General features: G+C 71.2%; 10 protein-coding genes. All 10 read right to left on the bottom strand.

Features of this window, described 5'->3' with window-relative positions; genetic code table 11:
* Window positions 1-41 precede the first annotated feature (41 nt).
* Complete coding sequence (locus DPQ65_RS09240) at window positions 42-5,594, bottom strand: non-ribosomal peptide synthetase/MFS transporter (RefSeq protein WP_114907069.1); 5,553 nt, start codon at window positions 5,592-5,594, stop codon at window positions 42-44.
* Window positions 5,591-10,549, bottom strand: coding sequence for a non-ribosomal peptide synthetase (locus tag DPQ65_RS09235; RefSeq protein ID WP_162802138.1), 4,959 nt, complete (start codon window positions 10,547-10,549; stop codon window positions 5,591-5,593). The genes DPQ65_RS09240 and DPQ65_RS09235 overlap by 4 nt, the downstream gene beginning before the upstream one ends.
* A gap of 76 nt (window positions 10,550-10,625) precedes the next feature.
* Entirely contained in the window at window positions 10,626-11,351 is a 726-nt protein-coding gene (locus DPQ65_RS09230) for a 4'-phosphopantetheinyl transferase family protein (protein WP_114907067.1), read from the bottom strand.
* A gap of 19 nt (window positions 11,352-11,370) precedes the next feature.
* Window positions 11,371-12,390: a polyprenyl synthetase family protein gene (locus tag DPQ65_RS09225; protein ID WP_114907066.1), complete on the bottom strand. Its 1,020-nt coding sequence runs from the start codon at window positions 12,388-12,390 to the stop codon at window positions 11,371-11,373.
* Window positions 12,387-13,916 carry an NADH-quinone oxidoreductase subunit NuoN gene (gene nuoN, locus DPQ65_RS09220; protein ID WP_114907065.1) on the bottom strand — a complete coding sequence of 510 codons (1,530 nt, stop codon included), beginning with the start codon at window positions 13,914-13,916 and terminating at the stop codon, window positions 12,387-12,389. The genes DPQ65_RS09225 and nuoN overlap by 4 nt, the downstream gene beginning before the upstream one ends.
* Window positions 13,916-15,445 carry an NADH-quinone oxidoreductase subunit M gene (locus DPQ65_RS09215; RefSeq protein WP_114907064.1) on the bottom strand — a complete coding sequence of 510 codons (1,530 nt, stop codon included), beginning with the start codon at window positions 15,443-15,445 and terminating at the stop codon, window positions 13,916-13,918. The genes nuoN and DPQ65_RS09215 overlap by 1 nt, the downstream gene beginning before the upstream one ends.
* Complete coding sequence (gene nuoL / locus DPQ65_RS09210; RefSeq protein ID WP_114907063.1) at window positions 15,445-17,400, bottom strand: NADH-quinone oxidoreductase subunit L; 1,956 nt, start codon at window positions 17,398-17,400, stop codon at window positions 15,445-15,447. The genes DPQ65_RS09215 and nuoL overlap by 1 nt, the downstream gene beginning before the upstream one ends.
* Window positions 17,401-17,412: 12 nt before the next feature.
* Window positions 17,413-17,712, bottom strand: a complete 300-nt coding sequence (gene nuoK / locus DPQ65_RS09205; protein WP_114907062.1) for an NADH-quinone oxidoreductase subunit NuoK — start codon at window positions 17,710-17,712, stop codon at window positions 17,413-17,415.
* On the bottom strand, window positions 17,709-18,506 hold the full coding sequence (locus tag DPQ65_RS09200; protein WP_114907061.1) for an NADH-quinone oxidoreductase subunit J: 798 nt from the start codon (window positions 18,504-18,506) through the stop codon (window positions 17,709-17,711). Before DPQ65_RS09200 ends, nuoK begins: the two co-directional genes overlap by 4 nt.
* A complete protein-coding gene (gene nuoI / locus DPQ65_RS09195) occupies window positions 18,503-19,180 on the bottom strand; it encodes an NADH-quinone oxidoreductase subunit NuoI (RefSeq protein ID WP_238146764.1) in 678 nt (225 codons plus the stop codon). The genes DPQ65_RS09200 and nuoI overlap by 4 nt, the downstream gene beginning before the upstream one ends.
* Window positions 19,181-19,211 lie beyond the last annotated feature (31 nt).

Genomic DNA, 19,211 nt, shown 5'->3' with positions numbered 1-19,211 from the left:
GGTCACTCCAGTCACATCGGGGTCGTGATTCCTGCGGCAGCTCAGACCCGGGTGGCGCTCAGGTGGGCTCGGAGCGCCTCGTCGGCCTGAGCCTGCAGCTCGTCCCGGTCCTCGGCGATCTCGGCGTCGGGGATCGCGTCGGGCAGGGCGTCCTCCATGCTCCGCAGTGCGGGCAGGCACAGGCCCAGGACACCCCAGCAGGCGATCAGGGCACCCGTGACGACCAGCGTCAGACCGACGCCCGCCACCGGCCCCAGCTGCAGCAGGCCCTCCATCGCTCCGAGAGGGCCGTTGTCGGCCTGACGTCCGACCCAGCCGGAGAGCGGCCCGACCACGAGGAAGCCGAACGGCATCGCCGACATCGCCATCATCTGGTTGATCGCCAGCACCCTGCCCTGCAGTTCCAGACCGACCTTGGTCTGAAGCAGGGCGAGCCAGTGGGCGTTGAGCACCAGCAGGGAGCCGTAGGTCAGCAGCATCGCCGCCCCCTGCACCACCGGGTGGGTGGTCGCGCCGAGCAGCACGACCGCCACGCCCAGCGTGATCGTGCCGCCGATCATCCCCAGCGCCCGGCGCCGGGTGCCGCCCCAGGCCGCCATCAGCAGGGTGCCCAGCAGGGCGCCGATCCCACCGCAGGCCAGGACTGTGCCCAGCACCTGCGGTGAGCTGCCCGTCAGCACCAGGGGAGTGGCCAGCACGACCGGCACGGCGAACAGGAAGTTGAAGACGACGAAGAAGACGACCATCACCACGAGGGGTCGACGTCGGGTGATGTAGCGCCACCCGCCGACGATCTCGGCCCGGAAGCTCTCCTCGCGTCGGACCCAGAGTCGGTCCGGGAACCGGACGCACAGCAACACCACGAAGGCCACCACGAAGGTGCTGGCGTCGATGGCCACCACGACGGCCAGGCCGAAGAAGCCGATCAGGATGCCGCCGAGCAGCGCCGCCACCAGGTCACCGGCCGAGGCCCCGAGAGTGACCAGGCCGTTGGCCTGCCCCAGATAGCGTTTGGGCACCAGCTGCGTCACGGCAGCCAGGTAGGCGGGGCGCTGGAAGGCGTTGGCCACCGACCCCACACCGGCGAACAGATAGATGAACCACAGCTCGAGGCGCCCGGTGGCGAGGAGGGCCACCAGCGCGGCGGTGGCCGCACCTGCCGCCGAGTCGGCCACGATCATCACCCGCCGTCGATCGAAGCGGTCGGCGACGGCTCCGGCCACGGGTGAGAGCACGATGGCCGGGGCCACGGCCAGCACCGAGATCAGCGCGAACCGGCTGACCGAGCCGGTCTCCTGCAGCACCCACACCCCGAGCGCAAAACTCGTGAGGCCGGTGCCGATCATCGACAGCAGCTGGGTGAGGGCGACCAGCAGGAAGGTGCGCGTCGTGGCCTCGCCGGCGTGGGCGGTGACCGGTTCGCTGCGGGGGCGCTCCCCGCGCCGCCACCGACCGATCCTGCCGTGCAGCACGCCGGCCAGCTCCTCCGCCTGGTGCTTGAGGAAGTAGTGACCCGCCCGGTTGATGACTGCGAGGTCGACGTCCGCAGAGAAGTCCGTCCACTCGGCGAACCGCTCCTGATAGAGCTCGGTGGCCCGGTCGCGGTCACCGACCACACACAGCAGCGGGGCACGCAGCTGTTGGACCGGGCGGCCCGCCTCGACCTCGCTGTAGCGCTCGGTGTAGTAGCTCTCGGCCTCACGGGCGTCGTGGCGCAGGGCCCGGATCAGGAAGGAGCGGTCGGCCGGGTCCACGACATCGGTGAAGCCGCCGAGTGAGCGGAGCATGTCGTGATAGGCGCGGTCGGACAGGAGACGGTCGGTCGGCAGGAACCGGTCGAGGACGCGAGCGACCCGGCCCGGGATCCGGGCGGCGGGGAAGGTCCCGGCCTCCACCACCCCGAGCACCGGGCTCCCGGCGGCCTCCAACTGCAGGGCCGTCTCGACCGCGAGCGCCCCGCCGAGGCAGTGACCGTAGAGCACCATGTCACCACCGAGGGCCTGGATCTCGGGGACCAGGTCAGCGGCCACCTCGACCAGCGGGCGCGGTGACTCCTCCCGTCGCGACGTGTCGTGTCCCGGGAGGTCGACCCCGTGGACCGCGACGTCGGCCGGCATCTCCTGGGCCAGCGGGGCAAAGGTCACCGGGCTGCCGCCACCGTAGGGAACGCACACCACGTGCACGTCCGCCGGGCCCCCGGTGTCTAGTCTGACCAGGAGGCCGCCCTGGGTGGAGCTCCCCTCGGCACGCGCATCGATCCGGGCGGCCAGGGACCGCACGGTGGGGTGCGTGAACAGGTCGACCACCGAGACGTCCTGGCCGAGGGCCCGGACGGCACGCACCGCGCTGAAGGAGTCGCCACCGATGTCGAAGAAGTTGTCCTCGGCACCGATCTCGTCGAGCTCCAGCACCTCACGCCACGCCGCGGCGACCCGGTGCTCGGTCGGCCCCGAGAGTGCTGCCGCCGGGCCGGCACGGCGCCGGGAGGTGTCGGGTGCGGGCAGTGCCGACCGGTCGACCTTGCCGTTCGCCGTCAGCGGCAGGGCGGGCAGCGGGACCAGGTCCGAGGGCACCTGATAGTCGGGCAGGGTGGCCCGCAGCTGCTCGCGCAAGGCCGCTAGGTCCAGCTCGACGCCACTGGTCGCCTCCGGGACGACATAGGCCGTCAGCGTGCGGTGGCCGGGCCGTTCCTCACGAACCAGCACGAAGCAGTCGGCCACCCCGGCACACTGCCGCACGGCCTGGGCCACCCCGCCCGGCTCGACGCGGTAGCCCCGGATCTTGACCTGGTCATCGGACCGGCCCAGGAACTCGACCACCCCGCTGGGCAGGCGCCGCACCAGGTCACCTGTGCGGTAGGCCCGCGCGCCACTGTCCGGACGGGCTCCGGGCAGCGAAGCCTCGGCGAGGAAACGACGGTCCGTCTCCTCCGGCATACCGAGGTAGCCGCGGGACACGGTGTCACCGGCGATGACCAGCTCTCCCGGGACCCCGACCGGCACGGGTGCTCCGGCATGGTCCAGCACGTGGGCACGGGTCCCGGGAAAGGGCCGACCGAGGGGGACGACGCCGCCGTGGCCGACCCGGTCGGCGCCGGACAGGTGCAGGGCCATGACCGAGACGGTGGTCTCGGAGGGTCCGTAGTGGTTGTGCACCGCCAGGTCCGGTGCCGCCGCGCGCACCCGGTCGACCAGCTCCCAGGGGCAGGGCTCCCCCGCCAGGATCAGGGCCGCACCGGGCAGCACCGCCGCCGGGTCGCTCTCGTCCCAGAGCGCCTGGAGGTGACTGGGCACCAGTTTCATCGCGTCGATGCGGTGGTTGCGGAAGTAGGCCGCGACAGCGGCAGGATCGGTGACCTGCTCATAGGTCAGCAGGTGCACCCGGCCCCCGCTGGTGAGGGCACCGAACAGGTTGGTCAGGCCGAGGTCGGCGGACGGGGTGGTCATCATCGCCCAGGACCAGCCGTCGCGGACACCGACGACCTCGCGCAGCCCCGCGAGATAGCTCTGCAGGTGACGGTGCTCGACCTGGACGCCCTTGGGTGCGCCGGTGGTGCCGGAGGTGAACAGCAGATAGGCCACGTCGTCGCCACGGGCAGCGTCGGGAGCGTCCGTGGGCGGGGTCGCGGGCACCTCCCCCAGGTCAACGGCGCGCTCCCGGACGACCTCGGGAAGCCGGGCCTCCAGGTCGGCGCGCGTCAGCACCGCAGCGGGCGAGGCTGCCTCGAGCAGGGCTGCCAGACGGCCGTCCGGATACATCGGGTCGAGGGGGACGTAGGCGGCTCCCACGCGGAAGGCGGCCAGCATCCCGACGACCACGTCACAGGACCGTTCCAGCAGCAGCCCGACCCGATCACCCCGCGTGACCCCCAGCGCGCGCAACTGTCCGGCGACCCCCTCGGCGCGGGCCACCAGGTCGGCGTAGGTCAGGTCCTCGCCCCGGGACGTCACGGCGATCCGCGTCGGGTGCTCCCTGGCCACCGACCGGATCACGTCGCCGACCGACCCCTGCCCGAGGGGGGCGGGGGCCGCGATCCCGTCCCCGATGTGCGCCGGCAGGTCGCTGAGCTCGGCCGCCGTCAGCAGACCCACCGCACTCAGCGGCTGCGTGGTGTCCTCGGCCATGGAGCACAGGGCCTGCTCCAGGTGCCCGACCAGCCGGCTCACTGTCTGCCGGTCGAACAACGCGGTGCGATAGGTCACCGAGATCGTGATGTCACCCGAAGGCTGGTCCGCGCCCTCGATCAGCCCGCCCTGCACGTGCAGCGCGAGATCGCACTTGGCGACCGGGGCCAGGACGTCGATCCAGGTGGCCCGGACGCCCGGGATCGTCAACTCTGCACCGGGCTCGGTGTGCACGGTCAACGACACCTGGTAGAGCGGGGTCGTCGAGACGTCGCGCTCCACCCCGAGGGCCTCGACGACCTCCTCGAAGCCGATGGCCTGGTGCCCGAGCCCGTCGATGGTGGTGGTGCGGGTGCGGTCCAGCAGCTCGTCGACGGTGTCGGTGCCGCTCGCCCGGGTGCGGAGCGCCACGGTGTTGACGAAGCATCCGACCAGGTCCTCGAGCTCGGCCCGCGAGCGCCCCGCCACGGGCGTGCCGATGACGATGTCGTCGGTCCGGGCCCACCGGGCCAGGACCACGTGCAGTGCGGCCCGGAAGGCCATGTATGCCGTGGTGCCGGTGGCCGCGGTCAGCTGGCGGACCGCGCGGGAGGCCGGACTCCCCAGGGCGTGGTGGACCGTGTCCCCGGCGGGGTCGGCCGTGGCCGGCCTCGGCCGGTCGGTGGGCAGCTCCAGCAGGCGTGGCGCACCGGCCAGGCGCTCGGTCCAGTGGGTCAGCTGGCCGCCCTCGGCACCGTCCGGCCCGGTGCGGTGGTGGGTGAAGTCGAGGTACTGCAGCCCACTGCCGGTGAGGTCCTCGCCGCGATAGGCCCGTGCCAGGTCCCGCAGCAGGACCGAGACCGACCACCCGTCGGCAGCGATGTGGTGCAGCACGATCAGCAGCCGGTGCTCCTGCGGACCGGTGCGGAGCAGCGTGACGCGCCAGGGCTGCTGCGTCGCCAGGTCGATCGGGCGGCGCACCTCGGCCTCCGTGAGGTGCCGCAGCGCCGCGGGGTCGGTGGCCGGGTCCAGGTCGCGCAACTGCCACGTCCCGGTCGGGTCGGCGTCGACGACGGGGACCGGCTCGCCGTCCCGGACCACGCAGCGGGTGCGGAGCACGTCGTGGCGCGCGACGACCCGGTCCCAGGCCCGGTGCAGCGCGTCCGGGTCCAGCGGGCCGCGCAGGTCCAGGCAGGCAGGGATCAGGTAGGCGGCCGAGTCGGGCTCCAGCTGCGCGAGGAACCACAGGCGCCGCTGGGCAGAGGACAGCGCGGCAGGCAGGTCCCCACGGTGCTCCAGACGACCGGCCGAGCGGTGGGCCGGGTTCCCGCTCCCGGCGTCGGCCTGCGCCTGCCGGCGTTGGCGGGCGCGGCGCAGCCGTTCGCTGACCAGATCCTTGCGTGCCGTGTCCTCGCGTGCGGTGTCCTCGCGTGCGGTGTCCTCGCGTGCGGTGTCGTCGCGTGCGGTGTCGTCGCGTGCGGTCGAGGTCACCGGCTCCCCTCCGTCGCTGCCTCGTCCTCGACCAGCGCCTGCTCCACGGCGTCGGCGAAGCCTCGCAGGGTCGGGGCGTGGAACAGGCTCGCGACCGTGAGCGGCAGCCCGAGTTCCTCGCGCACACTGGCCACCACGCGGGTGGCTGTCAGCGAGTGGCCGCCGAGGTCGAAGAAGCTGGTGGTCGCCGGGACCCGCTGCACCGGCAGGTGGCTCAGCCACAGGTCGGCCAGGAACTCCTCGAGCTCGGTTAGCTCCTCGCTCCCGGCGGGGGACGGTTCGAGGGCCGGCTCCGGCAGTGCCGCGCGGTCGACCTTGCCGCTGGTGTTCAGTGGCAGTTCGGTCAGCACCTGCCAGAGCGTGGGCACCATGGCGGCGGGCAGGACGGTGACCACGTGGTCTCGCACCGCCTGCTGGCTCAGCTCCGGACCGTCCGACACGAGGTAGCCCACCAGCTGACCTGCCGCGGGTCCCTGCGGGAGCACCCGCGATGACGCCCGGCGCACTCCTGGCGCCGACGCCAGTGCGACGTCCACCTCGTCGAGCTCGATGCGCACCCCGCGGACCTTGACCTGGTGGTCGAGGCGGCCGAGGCACTCCAGCAGCCCGTCGAGCCGCAGCCTCCCCAGATCACCGGTGCGATAGAGCCGCGGCCTGCCGGGCAGGTGCTCGCCGGTGGTGAAGGCGGCGGCGGTCAGCTCATCCCGCTGGTGATAGCCGTCCGCCAGTGAGGTGCCCGAGAGGTGGATGACCCCGATGGACCCGACCGCCGTCGGGTGTCCCGCAGGGTCGAGCACCCAGGCCCGCGTGTTGCCCAGCGGTCGACCGACCGGCACGGTGCTGCCCCGGGTGTCCTCCGGGCGCACCCGGTGGGCGCAGGACCAGATCGTGGCCTCGGTGGGGCCGTAGACGTTCCACGTCTCGGCGCACTGCTCCACGAGCCGGGCCGCCAGCTGCGGGGGAACGGACTCGGCCCCGACCAGGGCGCGGACGCCCCGGAGATCGGCGCGGTCGGCGTCCAGGAGCAGGGACCAGCCGGAGGGCGTCATCTGGACGACGGTCGCCCCGGTTGCTGCGATGGCGTCGGCGAGGGCGAAGCCGTCGCGGGCGGCGTGCTCCTCGATCACGGCCACTCGGGCGCCGGAGACGAGCGGGAGCCACACCTCCAGACCCGAGATGTCGAAGGACGGGGTGGTGACCTGGGTGATGGTGTCCTGTGCTGTCAGCGGCACCACCTCGCCCATGGCCTGCAGGAAGTTGGCCAGCGCGCCGTGGCTGATCCGCACCCCCTTGGGCCGGCCGGTGGAGCCGGAGGTGTAGATGAGATAGGCCGGGTCGGTGGCCACAGGAGCAGCCAGCTGCTCCGTGGGTGGGCCCACAGGTGCGGCCAGCGGGCCGTCGGCGTCGAGGACCGGAGCGAGATCTGCCAGCCCCGACGGTGCCGACGCATCCGCGACGATGGCGACGGCGCCACTGTCCTGCAGCACGGCGCGGAGCCGGGCGACCGGGTGCCCGGTGTCGAGGGGGAGGTAGGGACGACCGGCGTGCCAGGCGGCGAGCATCGCGATGATCGTGTCGGCCCCCCGACGGCAGGCCACCGCGACCGGCTCGGAGCCTGGGCCACCGGTGAGCGCCGTGAGACGGGTGGCCAGCCCACGAGCGGCAGCGTCGAGCTCGGCATAGCTCAGTGCTCCGCGGCGCGGACAGAGCACGGCCGTGGCCGAAGGCGTCCGTGCCACGGTGACCGCGACCGACTCCGGGGTGGTCGAGGCTGCGACGAGAGGCTCCGAGCGGTTGTGCTCGGAGACCACCGCCAGGTCCTGCGGCCCGGCCCAGGCGAGGTGGCTGATCGGTGCATCCGGCGCACCGAGCGCACCGTCCAGGAGCCGCAGCAGCTGGGCGCGATAGCCCGCGATGCCCTCGGCGGAGTGCAGGTCAGTGTCGTACTCGATGTTCAGGACCGGACCGCCCGGGGCATCCAGCTCCCAGAAGAAGCCGATGTCGGTCTTGGCCCCGCCGTTGGTGGGCTCGCTGTGGTAGCTCCAGGTGAGGTCGTCGACGACGTGGTGGGCGCTGCCGTAGTTCTGCACCGCGATGAGGAGCTGCCCGATGGGGTGGCCCGAGCCGTCCCGGGTGATCGCCAGCGGGGCCATCATGTCCTCCGACCTCGCCCAGGAGTGATCGAGGTCCCGGCGTGCGCTCTGCGCCACGCGCTCCGTGAGCTCAGCGAAGCTCGGGTCGCCGGCGAGGTCGATCCGGGAGACCGCGGTCTCCAGGAACGGTCCGACGACGTCCTCGAACGCGGGATGCCGCCGGGTGCTCACGGGCACGTGGAAGCAGATGTCGGTCGCGTCGGACTCACGGTGCACCCGGATGGCGGTGATCGCGGTCAGCACCGCGTAGGTCGTGACCTGCTGAGTCGCCGCGAACGCACGGACCCGAGCCAGCAGCTCCGGATCGACCGCGTGGTGCAGGACGTCACCGGGCCGCCCGGGGGTGCGCAGGGCACGGTGCGGTGCGGTCGGCGGCAGGGTGGCCGAGGGGTCTGCTCCGACCAGCCGGTCGGCCCAGAACGCACGCAGTCGCTCCCGCTCCGCCTCCCGGGCCTCCTCGAGCCACTGTGCACAGTCCGGGAAGGATGGGCTCTGCACCATGGTGGGCTCCCGGCCGGCGGCGAGCGCGCCGTAGACCTCCGCGAGATCCCGCAGGAGCAGGCGGATCGACCAGCCGTCGCAGGCGGCATGGTGCACCCGCAGGAGCAGGTCGGTCCGTCCCTCGGCGGGCGGCAGCACAGCAGCGGCCAGCAGGTGCCCGCTGTCCAGGGGCAGGGGCAGCCGTGCCTGCGCCTCCAGCTCAGCAGCCGAGCCGACGACGACCAGGGGCACCTCGAAGGGCTCGGCGATGGCTGCCACGACACCTTCCGGCCCCGCGGTCAGGCTGGTCCGCAGCACCTCGTGGCGCCGGGGCAGCAGGTCAAGGGCCCGGTGCAGGACGTCGAGGTCGAGCTCCTGGTCGATGGTGAGCCGCACCGGCATGACGCTCACCGCGGACCGACCCGCCGCCAGCTCCTCAAGCAACTGGAGCTGGGTCTGGGCGGGTGCGGCCGGATAGGTGCGGCCGGTCCCCCGGTCACCCGACACCAGCTCCGCCGCAGGCTGCCTCGCCGTGGTGGACAGGGTCGCCGCCAGGTCACGGACGGTGGCTGCGACCGGGAAGTCGGTCAGCGGCACCCGCCGCCCCGTGCGCTGGGCGAGCCGGTGCAGCACCGACGCCGCCTGCAGGGAGTTGCCTCCCAGGTCCGCGAACGAACAGTCCACGGGCACCTCCGTGCTCAGTCCGAGGACCGTGCTCCAGGTGCCCGCGACCAGGCGCTCGTCGTCGGTCTCGGCGGCCTCGCCGGCCATCAGGGGCGCCTGCGCGGCGAGGTCCACCCGGGACAGCGCGGCGCGGTCGGTCTTGCCGTTGGGGGTCAGCGGCAGGCGCTCCAGCACCACGACGGCCGAGGGCACCATGTAGTGCGGCAGCCGACCCCGAACCAGGGAGGTGAGCTCAGCAGCCAGCCCCTCGGCATACGCCCCCTGCACGTGGGCGACCAGCGCTGGCCCGGACCGGTCGTCCGGCTGGACCACGACCACCGCCGAGCTCACGGCGGGGTGCTGCACCAGGGTCGCCTCGATCTCGCCCAGCTCGACCCGGAACCCGCGGATCTTGACCTGGTGGTCGGTGCGGCCGCGATAGTGCAGCTGGCCGTCCGGACCGAGGAGGCACAGGTCGCCCGTGCGATACATCCGGTCGCCGGCCACGAAGGGGTCCGCCAGGAAGCGCTCCGCCGTCAGGTCCGGCCGGTGCAGGTAGCCCCGGGCCACGCCGGCACCGGCCAGGTAGAGCTCGCCCACGGCACCGTCTGGGACAGCGCTGCCCTCCTCGTCGAGCAGGTAGGCACGGGTGCCGGGGAGCGGGACACCGATCGAGGGCTCCTCGGCGGAGTCACGCGGGACCGTGCTGGCGGTGCTGTAGGTGGTGTCCTCGCTCGGCCCGTAGAGGTTCAGCAGCCGGTGCACGTGCGAGTTGGCGTAGACGGCGTCGCTCAGGGCACGGGTGAGGGGCTCTCCCGCGAGGTTGACGGTCCGCACCGACGCCGGCAGGGCACCGTGAGCGGTGAGCACCGTCATTGCGGACGGCACCGTGTTGATCAGCCGCACGTGGTCCCGGTCGGCCAGGGTCGGCAGCTCCAGGGCGTTGTCCGCCAGCACCAGGGTGCCTCCAGCGGCCAGGGTCACGAAGATCTCGAAGACGGACAGGTCGAAGCACACCGAGGTGCTCGCCAGGACGCCCGCCAGCTCCTCCTCGGAGTAGGTGTCCAGTCCCCACCGCACCAGCTCGATCACCTGGCGGTGCTCAATCAGCACCCCCTTGGGCGTTCCCGTGGACCCCGATGTGTAGATGACGTAGGCGACGTCGTCCGGTGAGCCGGCACCCTCGGCCGGATCGTCCGGGGTCCCATCGGTCTGGGCCGGGTCGCTGGCGGCACGGCTGGGCAGCTCCTCGGCGAGGACTCGGTCGCGACCGCCCAGCACGTCGGCGGTGCCCGCCTGTGCGAGGACGAGGGCGGCACCGCAGTCCCGGAGGATGAACTCGATGCGCTCGGTCGGGTAGCCGGGGTCCAGCGGCACGTAGGCGGCGCCGGCCCGGTGGATGCCGATGAGCGCCGCGATCAGCATCGGGGTCCGCTCCAGACACACGCCGACCAGGTCACCGGGTGCCACCCCGCTGCGCTGGAGTGCGTCCAGCCACCGCGAGGAGTCCGCCCACAGCTCGGCATAGCTGATCTGTGTCCCCTGGTGCCGCACCGCCGGTCGGCCGGGACGCCGCAGGGCACTGTCTCGGACCATCGAGGCCAGGGTGCTCCCTGAAGCGCCCGTGACCGGTCGGCTCGGCGTTGTCATCGTTGACATGCAGTGGCTCCCCACCATGGTGTTCGTGCTCGGCCACCCCCGGTGGCCGCGTGGCCAGTCCGGCCGGTCACCGATGTTAACGCAGCCCGGAAGGGTGGGACACCATGCGGACGGAGGTGGTGGGCGTCCCGGCCCTGCGGTCGTGGGCAGTGGCAAGCAGCGTATGCGGAGTGGTCCGGTCCTCGTCCGGGTGCCGGAGGGCCCCGTGGTCCAGCACGGCCCACACCTCCGGCGGTTGGCTGTGCACGATCCCGACGTGGACCTGGCGGGGGTCGGTCAGGAAGCCGGCGCCGTCGGCCTTGAGGACCGCCTCCTTGCGCACCCACCAGCGCTGGAAGGCGGCTGCGCGCTCAGTCATCGGCAGCTCCCTGAGCTGGTCCACCTCGCGCCGGGTCCCGACCACCTCGGCCAGGGCGAGCAGGTCCTCCCCCGCTGGCGGCGGTTCCTCGACGTCGACGCCCACGCGGCTGCCGGAGAGTGCCAGCACCAGGACGTGGCCGGTGTGGGACACGTTGAGGTCGCGGGGCCGAGCCACGCCGGCGACCGAGAGTCGGCCCCGGCCATCGGTCCGCAGCGGGACGGCGGCCGGCGCGCACCCTAGGCGCAGTGCGAGACGTGCCCGCACCCAGCACCGGGCGGCGGCCCACTGCTCACCCAGGGGTGGCACGAGGCGCGCGGCCCGGGCCGCCTCGGCCGGGGACAGCCAGTTCGGTTCCGGCACGAGGTGCGCCCGGGGAGTCCACTCGATGAGGGTGTGCCCCTCCTGCGGCCACTGGGAGCCGGCGAGCTGCCCGCGGGTCATCGTGCGGCTCCCGGGCGGGTCAGGAGGAGCGGAGGGCGACGCCGTCGACCAGCAGTCGCAGGGCCTGGACGGCCGGGCCGTCCCCGAGCGGCTCGAGCGTTGCCCGCGCCTCGTCGGCCACCCGCAGCGTGTGAGAACGGGCGGCATCCATGGCAGGGTGCGCGCGCAACAGTGTCAGCGCCTCCGCCAGCTCGGTCTCGTCCTGGACGGGTCCCGCGACGAGCTGCTTGAGCCGGTCGTCGGCGGGGTCGTCCGAGGCACGGGCGATGAGCACCGGCAGGGTGGCCTTGCCCTCGCGGAGGTCGGTGCCGGGTGTCTTGCCGGAGTCCGTGGCCTCGGAGGCGATGTCCAGCAGGTCATCGGCGAGCTGGAAGACCATCCCCACGCGCTCGCCGTAGTCGGTGAGCAGCCGCACCGTCGCCTCGTCGCTGCCCGCGAACATGGCACCGTAGCGGGCCGCGGTGGCGATGAGGGCTCCGGTCTTGTCCGCGAGCACACCGAGATAGTGCTCGACCGGGTCGGTGTGGTCCGGCACCGGACGATCGTCCCGGATCTGTCCGGCGCAGAGCCGGACGAAGGTGTCGGCCTGGATGCCGACCGCCTCTGCGCCGAGGCCAGAGATGATCTTGGAGGCGGTGCCGAAGAGCAGGTCGCCCACCAGGATCGAGGTGGAGTTGTCGTAGGCCACGTTGGCGCTGGGGACGCCGCGGCGTAGCTCCGCCTCGTCCATGACGTCGTCGTGGTAGAGCGAGGCCAGGTGGGTCAGCTCCACGCCGACCGCCGCGTCGACCACGGCTGCCCTCGCGGACGGCTCCGCGGAGTGTGGGCCGACCTCGGCCGCGAGCAGCGTCAGCATCGGCCGGAACCGCTTGCCCCCGGCGTCGCTCAGGTAGCGGGCGGCACCGGCAATGAACTCATCGTCGTGGTCAACGACCTCGAGCAACCGTCGCTGGACGGCCTCGAGGCCCTCCAGCAGCCGGTCGTTGAGGTCAGGATCGACCCCGGGGACCAGCTGGGCTGACCCGGCCTGTCCGGTCACCGCAGGAACTGTGCGGCGTTGGCGGCCAGGTCCAGCACGGGCGCCGGGGCGACCCCCAGACCGAGGGTCACCAGGACCCCGCAGACGACCGCGAAGGTCGTCAGCGCGGACGGCGTCACCACGACGGTGTCGGTGCGGGACTCACCGAAGTAGAGGAGCACGATCAACTTGAAGTAGATGTAGGCCGTGACCGCGCTCGCCAGGACACCGATCACCGCGAGCCACGCGTAGTCGTTGGCGATGGCCGCCGCGAAGACCGCGAACTTGCCGGTGAAACCGGAGGTCAGCGGGATCCCTGCGAAGGCCAGGAGCAGGAAGGAGAAGGCCGCCGCCATCCAGGGGGCGCGCCGGCTCAGGCCGGCCCACTGGTTGACGTGCGTGGCCTCACTGCCGGCCGAGCGCACCAGCGCCACCAGCGCGAAGGCCGGGACGGTCATGAAGCCGTAGGCCGCCAGGTAGAACATCGTGCTCGAGGCGCCGACCTGCTCCAGGGCCAACAGGCCGGTGAGGATGAACCCGGCGTGCGCGATCGAGGAGTAGGCCAGGATGCGCTTGATGTCGGTCTGCACGATGGACACCACGGCGCCGATGACCATCGTGATGGCGGCGACGGCGGCCAGGATCGGTTGCCAGTCCAGACGGGCCGCCTCGACACCGACATAGAACACGCGCAGCATCGCACCGAAGGCCGCGACCTTGGTGCACGCCGCCATGAAGCCGGTCACCGGGGTGGGAGCACCCTGGTAGACGTCGGGGGTCCAGGAGTGGAACGGCACCGCGCCGATCTTGAACAGCAGACCGGTGGCCACCAGCAGGATGCCGGGGATCAGCAGCCCGTCCAGACCGGTCTCGGTGCCGATGGCCTCGGCGATGACGTCCAGGCGCATCGAGCCGGCGAAGCCGTAGAGCAGGACCGCACCGAACAGGAAGAATGCCGAGGAGAAGGCGCCGAGCAGGAAGTACTTCAGGGCGGCCTCCTGGGAGAGGAGGCGGCGGCGCCGGGCCAGACCGGAGAGGATGTACAGCGGTAGGGAGAGGACCTCCAGCGCGATGAACATCAGCAGGAGGTCGTTCGCGGCCGGGAAGAGCATCATGCCGCCGACCGCCAGCAGCGCCAGCGGGTAGATCTCTGTGGTCGTGCCGCCCAGACGCACCGCGTCGGCCTCCTCGGCCGAGCCGGGCACCGAGACGCCCGACTGGGTGAAGGCGTCGGGGGTGGTCCCACCCAGGCGCTCGCTCATGACGAGCACGCCCAGGATGGACAGGACCAGCAGCAGCCCCTGGAGCATCAGCGTCGGGCCGTCGATCGTGACGGCACCGGCCGCGGTGATTCCCTGGTTGTCGCGGGCCACCCAGACCAGGGTGACCAGAGCGATGACGAGCGTGCCGATGGTGAGCCAGAGCTGGGCGCTGACCCGCACCGAACGCTTCAGGAAGCCCTCGAGCAGACAGCCGATCAGGCCACCGGCGAAGACGACGATGAGCGGCAGGAGCGCCAGGTAGTCGATCTCGGGAGCGGTGAACATCAGCCCTCACTCCCATCGGCAGAGGTGGCGGACGCCGGGTCCGTGACGCCGACGTGCTGCAGGGTGGTGGTCACCGCGGGCTCCAACATCTCGATGACGGGCTTGGGGTAGAAGCCGAGGACCAGGAAGGCCGCGACCAGTGGAGCGACGACGAACTTCTCGCGGACCGTCATGTCGCGGGTGGTGCTCGACAGGTTCTCGGGTGCGGGTCCGGTGGCGATCTTCTGATACCAGAGCAGGATGTAGAGGGCTGCCAGGATCACGCCGGTGGCGCCGAGAACGGCCGCCGCCGGGTACCGCTGGAAGGTCCCGATAATGACCATGAACTCCGAGACGAAGGCGTTCAGGCCGGGCAGCGCCAGGCCGGACAGCCCGGACACGAGCAGGGTGCCCGCGATGAGCGGCGTCACCCGCTGCCAGCCGCCGTAGTCGGCGATATTCCGCGAACCGCGGCGGGCGATGAGCATGCCGGCGATGAGGAACAGGGCAGCGGTCGTGAACCCGTGGTTGACCATGTAGAGCGTGGACCCGGTCTGGCTGATCGTGGTCATCGCGAAGATGCCCAGCACGATGAACCCGAAGTGGCTGATCGAGGTGAACGCGATCAGGCGCATCATGTCCTTCTGGCCGATGGCCAGGAGGGCGCCGTAGATGATCGAGATCACCGCGAGCACCAGCACCATCGGGGTGGCCCACTGGCTGGCCTCCGGGAACAGCTGCAGGCAGTAGCGCAGCATCCCGAAGGTGCCGACCTTGTCCAGCACGCCGACCAGCAGGACCGCCGTGGACGGCCTGGCCTCGGTGGCGGCCTGCGGGAGCCAGGTGTGCACCGGGAACATCGGCGCCTTGATGGCGAAGGCGATGAAGAAGCCGAGGAACAGCAGCTTCTCGGTCACCCCGCCGATCTCCAGGCCGGTCAGGTTCTCCAGGAGGAAGCCGTCGCCCCCACCCGGACCCGCCACGTAGAGGCCGATGACGGCCACCAGCATGATCAGGCCACCCAGCAGGGAGTAGAGCAGGAAGGTGGTCGCTGCGCGTGCCCGCTCCGGGCCGCCGTACTGACCGATCAGGAAGTAGACCGGGACCAGCATGGCCTCGAAGAAGACGTAGAAGAGGAAGATATCGGTGGCCGCGAAGACACCGATCATCATCGCCTCGAGCAGCAGGATCCAGGCCACATATCCCTGCTGCCGCCGGGTTCCGTCGGCCGGGACGTCGTCCCAGGCAGCGACCAGGCAGATCGGCACCAGGATCACGCTCAGCAGGATCATCGACAGCGCGATGCCGTCGACACCCAGGGCGAAGCTCACGCCGAACTGCGGGATCCAGGAGTAGGTCTCCTGCAGCTGGATGTGGCCGTTGCCGACGATGAACTCCACGGCGACAAAAAGCGCCAGCACGAGGGTGACCAGGGAGACACCGAGGGCGAGCTCTCGGGACCGGGCGAAGCCACGCGGCATCAGGACGAGCGCGAGGGCGCCGAGCGCCGGCAGCGCCAGCAGGATCGTCAACCAGGGCATGTCGGACATCACTGAATCACCCACACAGCACCGAGGATGGCGACGATGCCGGCGAGCATCGTCAGGGCATAGGAGCGGACGAAGCCGTTCTGGGCCTGTCGCACGACGTTGGCCAGGCTGGCCAGGCCGCGGCTGGTGCCGCCGACCATGGCGTTGTCAACGACGTCCTTGTCCGCGGTCTCCAGGCCGACCACGAGGGCCGCACCCGGGCGCCGCAGGAACTGCTCGTTGAACTCATCCTGGAACAGGTCCTGGCGGGCCGCGCGCGTCGCGAAGGAAGCCTCCGGAGCGACCTGCGGCACCTCGTCCCGGCCATAGCGGAGCCAGGCCAGTCCGACGCCGAGAACCATGAGAACGAAGACGCTGACCTGGATCGCGATCAGCGGGAGGAGCGACTCATGCCCCTCTGCGTGGCCGAAGACGGGCTCCAGCCAGCCGGAGAGCAGGCCCGTGGGGTAGAGGACGGCACCGAGCACCAGTGAGCCGACCGCCAGGACCATCATCGGGATGGTCATCGTGAGCGGGGACTCGTGCGGGTGGATGTCGTCCTCCCAGCGGGCCTTGCCGTGGAAGGTCATGAAGAACAGCCGCGACATGTAGAAGGCGGTGATCCCAGCGCCCAGGAGTGCGACCAGGCCGAAGACCCAGCCCTGCCACCCCGGCGCGGAGAACGCGGACTCGATGATGTGGTCCTTGGAGAACCAGCCCGCCGTGAACGGGAACCCGATGATGGCCAGCCACCCGGCACCGAAGGTGATCCAGGTGATCTTCACCTCCCGGCTCAGCGCACCGAACCGGCGCATGTCGACACGGTCGTTCATGGCGTGCATGACCGAACCGGCCCCCAGGAACATGCCCGCCTTGAAGAAGCCGTGCGTGATCAGGTGGAAGATCGCGTAGATGTAGCCGATCGGTCCGAGACCGACAGCGAGCATCATGTAGCCGATCTGGCTCATGGTCGAGGCCGCCAGGGCCTTCTTGATGTCGTCCTTGGCACAACCCACGATCGCGCCGTAGAGCAGGGTGATCGCCCCGACGACCGCCACGGCGAGCCGGGCATCGGGAGTGAGGTCGTAGATGGCCTGGCTCCGGGCCACCAGGTAGACACCCGCGGTGACCATGGTGGCGGCGTGGATCAGCGCGGACACCGGTGTCGGGCCGGCCATGGCGTCACCGAGCCAGCTCTGGAGGGGGAACTGTGCGGACTTGCCACACGCGCCGGCCAGGAGCAACAGCCCGATGATGGTCAGCGTGGTCTGCGTCGCGGAGCCCGCGCTGCCGTGGACTGTCGCGAAGTCGAGCGCACCGAAGGTGGCGAGCATGTAGGCCATGGCGATGATGAGCGCGAAGTCACCGATGCGGTTGACCACGAAGGCCTTGTTGGCCGCGCTGGCGTAGGCCGGGTTGTGGTTCCAGAACCCGATGAGCAGGTAGGAGGCCAGGCCGACACCCTCCCAGCCAACGAAGAGCACCAGGTAGGAGTCGGCCAGGACCAGGATCAGCATCGCCGCGACGAACAGGTTCAGGTAGGCGAAGAACCGTCGCTTGTCCGGGTCGTTGGCCATGTAGCCCAGCGAGTAGACGTGGATCAGCGAGCCGACGAAGGTGATCAGCAGGACGAAGGCCATCGACAGCGGGTCGACGAGCAGCCCGGCGTGCACCGACAGCTCGCCGGCACTGACCCAGTCCCACAGCTGCACGGACATGCTGCGATCCTCGGCGGCCCGGCCGTAGAGCTGGACGACGATCAGGGCGCCCAGCACGAAGCTGCCCCAGGAGAGCGCCGTCGCCAGCAGGGGTCCGAAGGTGTCGGTGACACGCCCGCCCACCAGCAACAGGGCAGCGCCCAGCAGCGGCAGGGCAATCACCAGCCAGGCCAGGGCAGAGGTCCCGGTGGCCTCGACGGCGGTGACCGCACTGGGGTCAGCGAGCGCGACGCCGACCGATGTCTCGAGAACAGACACGCAGCTCGCTCCTTACAGCTTCAACAGGTTGGCGTCGTCGACCGAGGCCGAGCGACGCGCCCGATAGATGGACATGATGATGGCCAGTCCGACGACGACCTCGGCGGCTGCGACGACCATGACGAACAGGGCGTAGACCTGTCCGTCCAGCGTGCCGTGCATGCGCGCGAAGGTGATCAGCGCCAGGTTGCAGGCGTTGAGCATGAGCTCCACCCCCATGAACACGATGATCGTGTTGCGACGCAGCAGGACGACCAGCGCCCCGAGCGCGAACAGCAGCGTGGCCAGATAGATGTAGGCGGACAGGTTCATGCCTGCTCCCCCCGGTCTGTGGTGGTCGGCGCCGGGAGGTCGGCGGTCTCGGTCTCGGTCTGGTCCCCGGCGGGGTCGACGCCCCGGTAGGGCACCGGCTGGGCCTGACCGCGCGCCACGAGGACGCGTGGCACCGAGATCTCGGCCGGTGTGCCGTCGGGCAGCAACGCCGGGGTGTCCGACGCGTTGTGCCGGGCATACACGCCAGGAGCCGGCTTGCCGGCCACGAAGGTGTTGGAGCGGATGCGGTCGACGGCGAGCTCACGCTGGGTGCGCTTCGGCGTGAGGCGCTCGCGGTGCGCCAGCACCATGGCTCCCATCACGGCGATCACCAGGAGCGAGCCGAGCACCTCGAAGCTGAACACCTGGCGGCTGAAGATCTCTCGGGCCAGGGCGGTGACGGTGCCCTCGCTCTGGGCCGCGCCGAGGCCGACCGGCTCGGGGAAGGTGACCTTGCCCAGGCCGAAGACCGCCACGCCCATGAAGAGCAGGGCGAGGATCCAGCCCCAGACGCGCTGGCCACCGATGGTCTCGACACTGGAGGTGGTCGAGCCGACGCCCACCGTCATGATGACGAACAGGAAGAGCATCATCACCGCGCCGGAGTAGACGAAGATCTGGATGATGCCGACGAACTCGGCGTACTGGGCGATGTAGAAGATGCCGAGACCGACCATGACCAGGGCCATAGCCATGGCGGCGTGCACCGCCTTGCGTGCAAACAGGAGCCCGAGGGCACCCAGGACGCAGGCGGGGCCCAGCACCCAGAAGAGCAGGGCCTCACCTCCGCTCACCGGGACACCTCCTCGTGGTCGTTGCCGTGCTGGTCGCCGGCGGGCACCGCGTCGCTGTGCTCGGCCTCGGCCGCGCGCTGGGCGGCCTTGTCCCGGGCGAAGACGTAGTCACGCTGTGCCAGCGTCGGGGCTGTCACGGTGCCGCGGTAGTAGTCCTGCTCGGAGGCACCGTCGGCCATCGGGAACGGCGGGGGCAGCTGCCCCTCCCTCAGCGGCGCCAGCAGCTGGTGCTTCTCGTAGATCAACGGTGCCCGCTCCTTGTCGGCGAGCTCGTACTCGTTGGTCATCGTCAGGGCACGGGTGGGGCACGCCTCGATGCACAGCCCACAGAAGATGCAGCGCAGGTAGTTGATCTGGTAGACGCGGCCGTAGCGCTCCCCCGGGGAGAACCGGGCCTCCTCGGTGTTGTCCGCGCCCTCGACGTAGATGGCGTCCGCGGGACAGGCCCAGGCGCACAGTTCGCAGCCGACGCACTTCTCCAGCCCGTCAGGGTGACGGTTGAGCTGGTGACGTCCGTGGAATCGGGCTGCTGTCGGGCGCGGCTTCTCGGGGTACTCCTCGGTGTAGACCTTGCGGAACATGGTCCCGAAGGAGACGCCGAACCCGGCCACCGGCGCGAAGAGCTCCTCGAGGAAGCCTGGCTTCTCGCGGGTGCCGTCGGGCCGGGTCACCAGCGCGGGCGCCGGCTCCTGGGCAGTCACCTTG

The organism is Ornithinimicrobium murale (genome assembly GCF_003352835.1).
Lineage (GTDB): Bacteria > Actinomycetota > Actinomycetes > Actinomycetales > Dermatophilaceae > Ornithinicoccus > Ornithinicoccus muralis.
The sequence above is the reverse complement of the archived record's forward strand: the minus strand, read 5'-3'. Positions and strand labels throughout refer to the sequence as shown.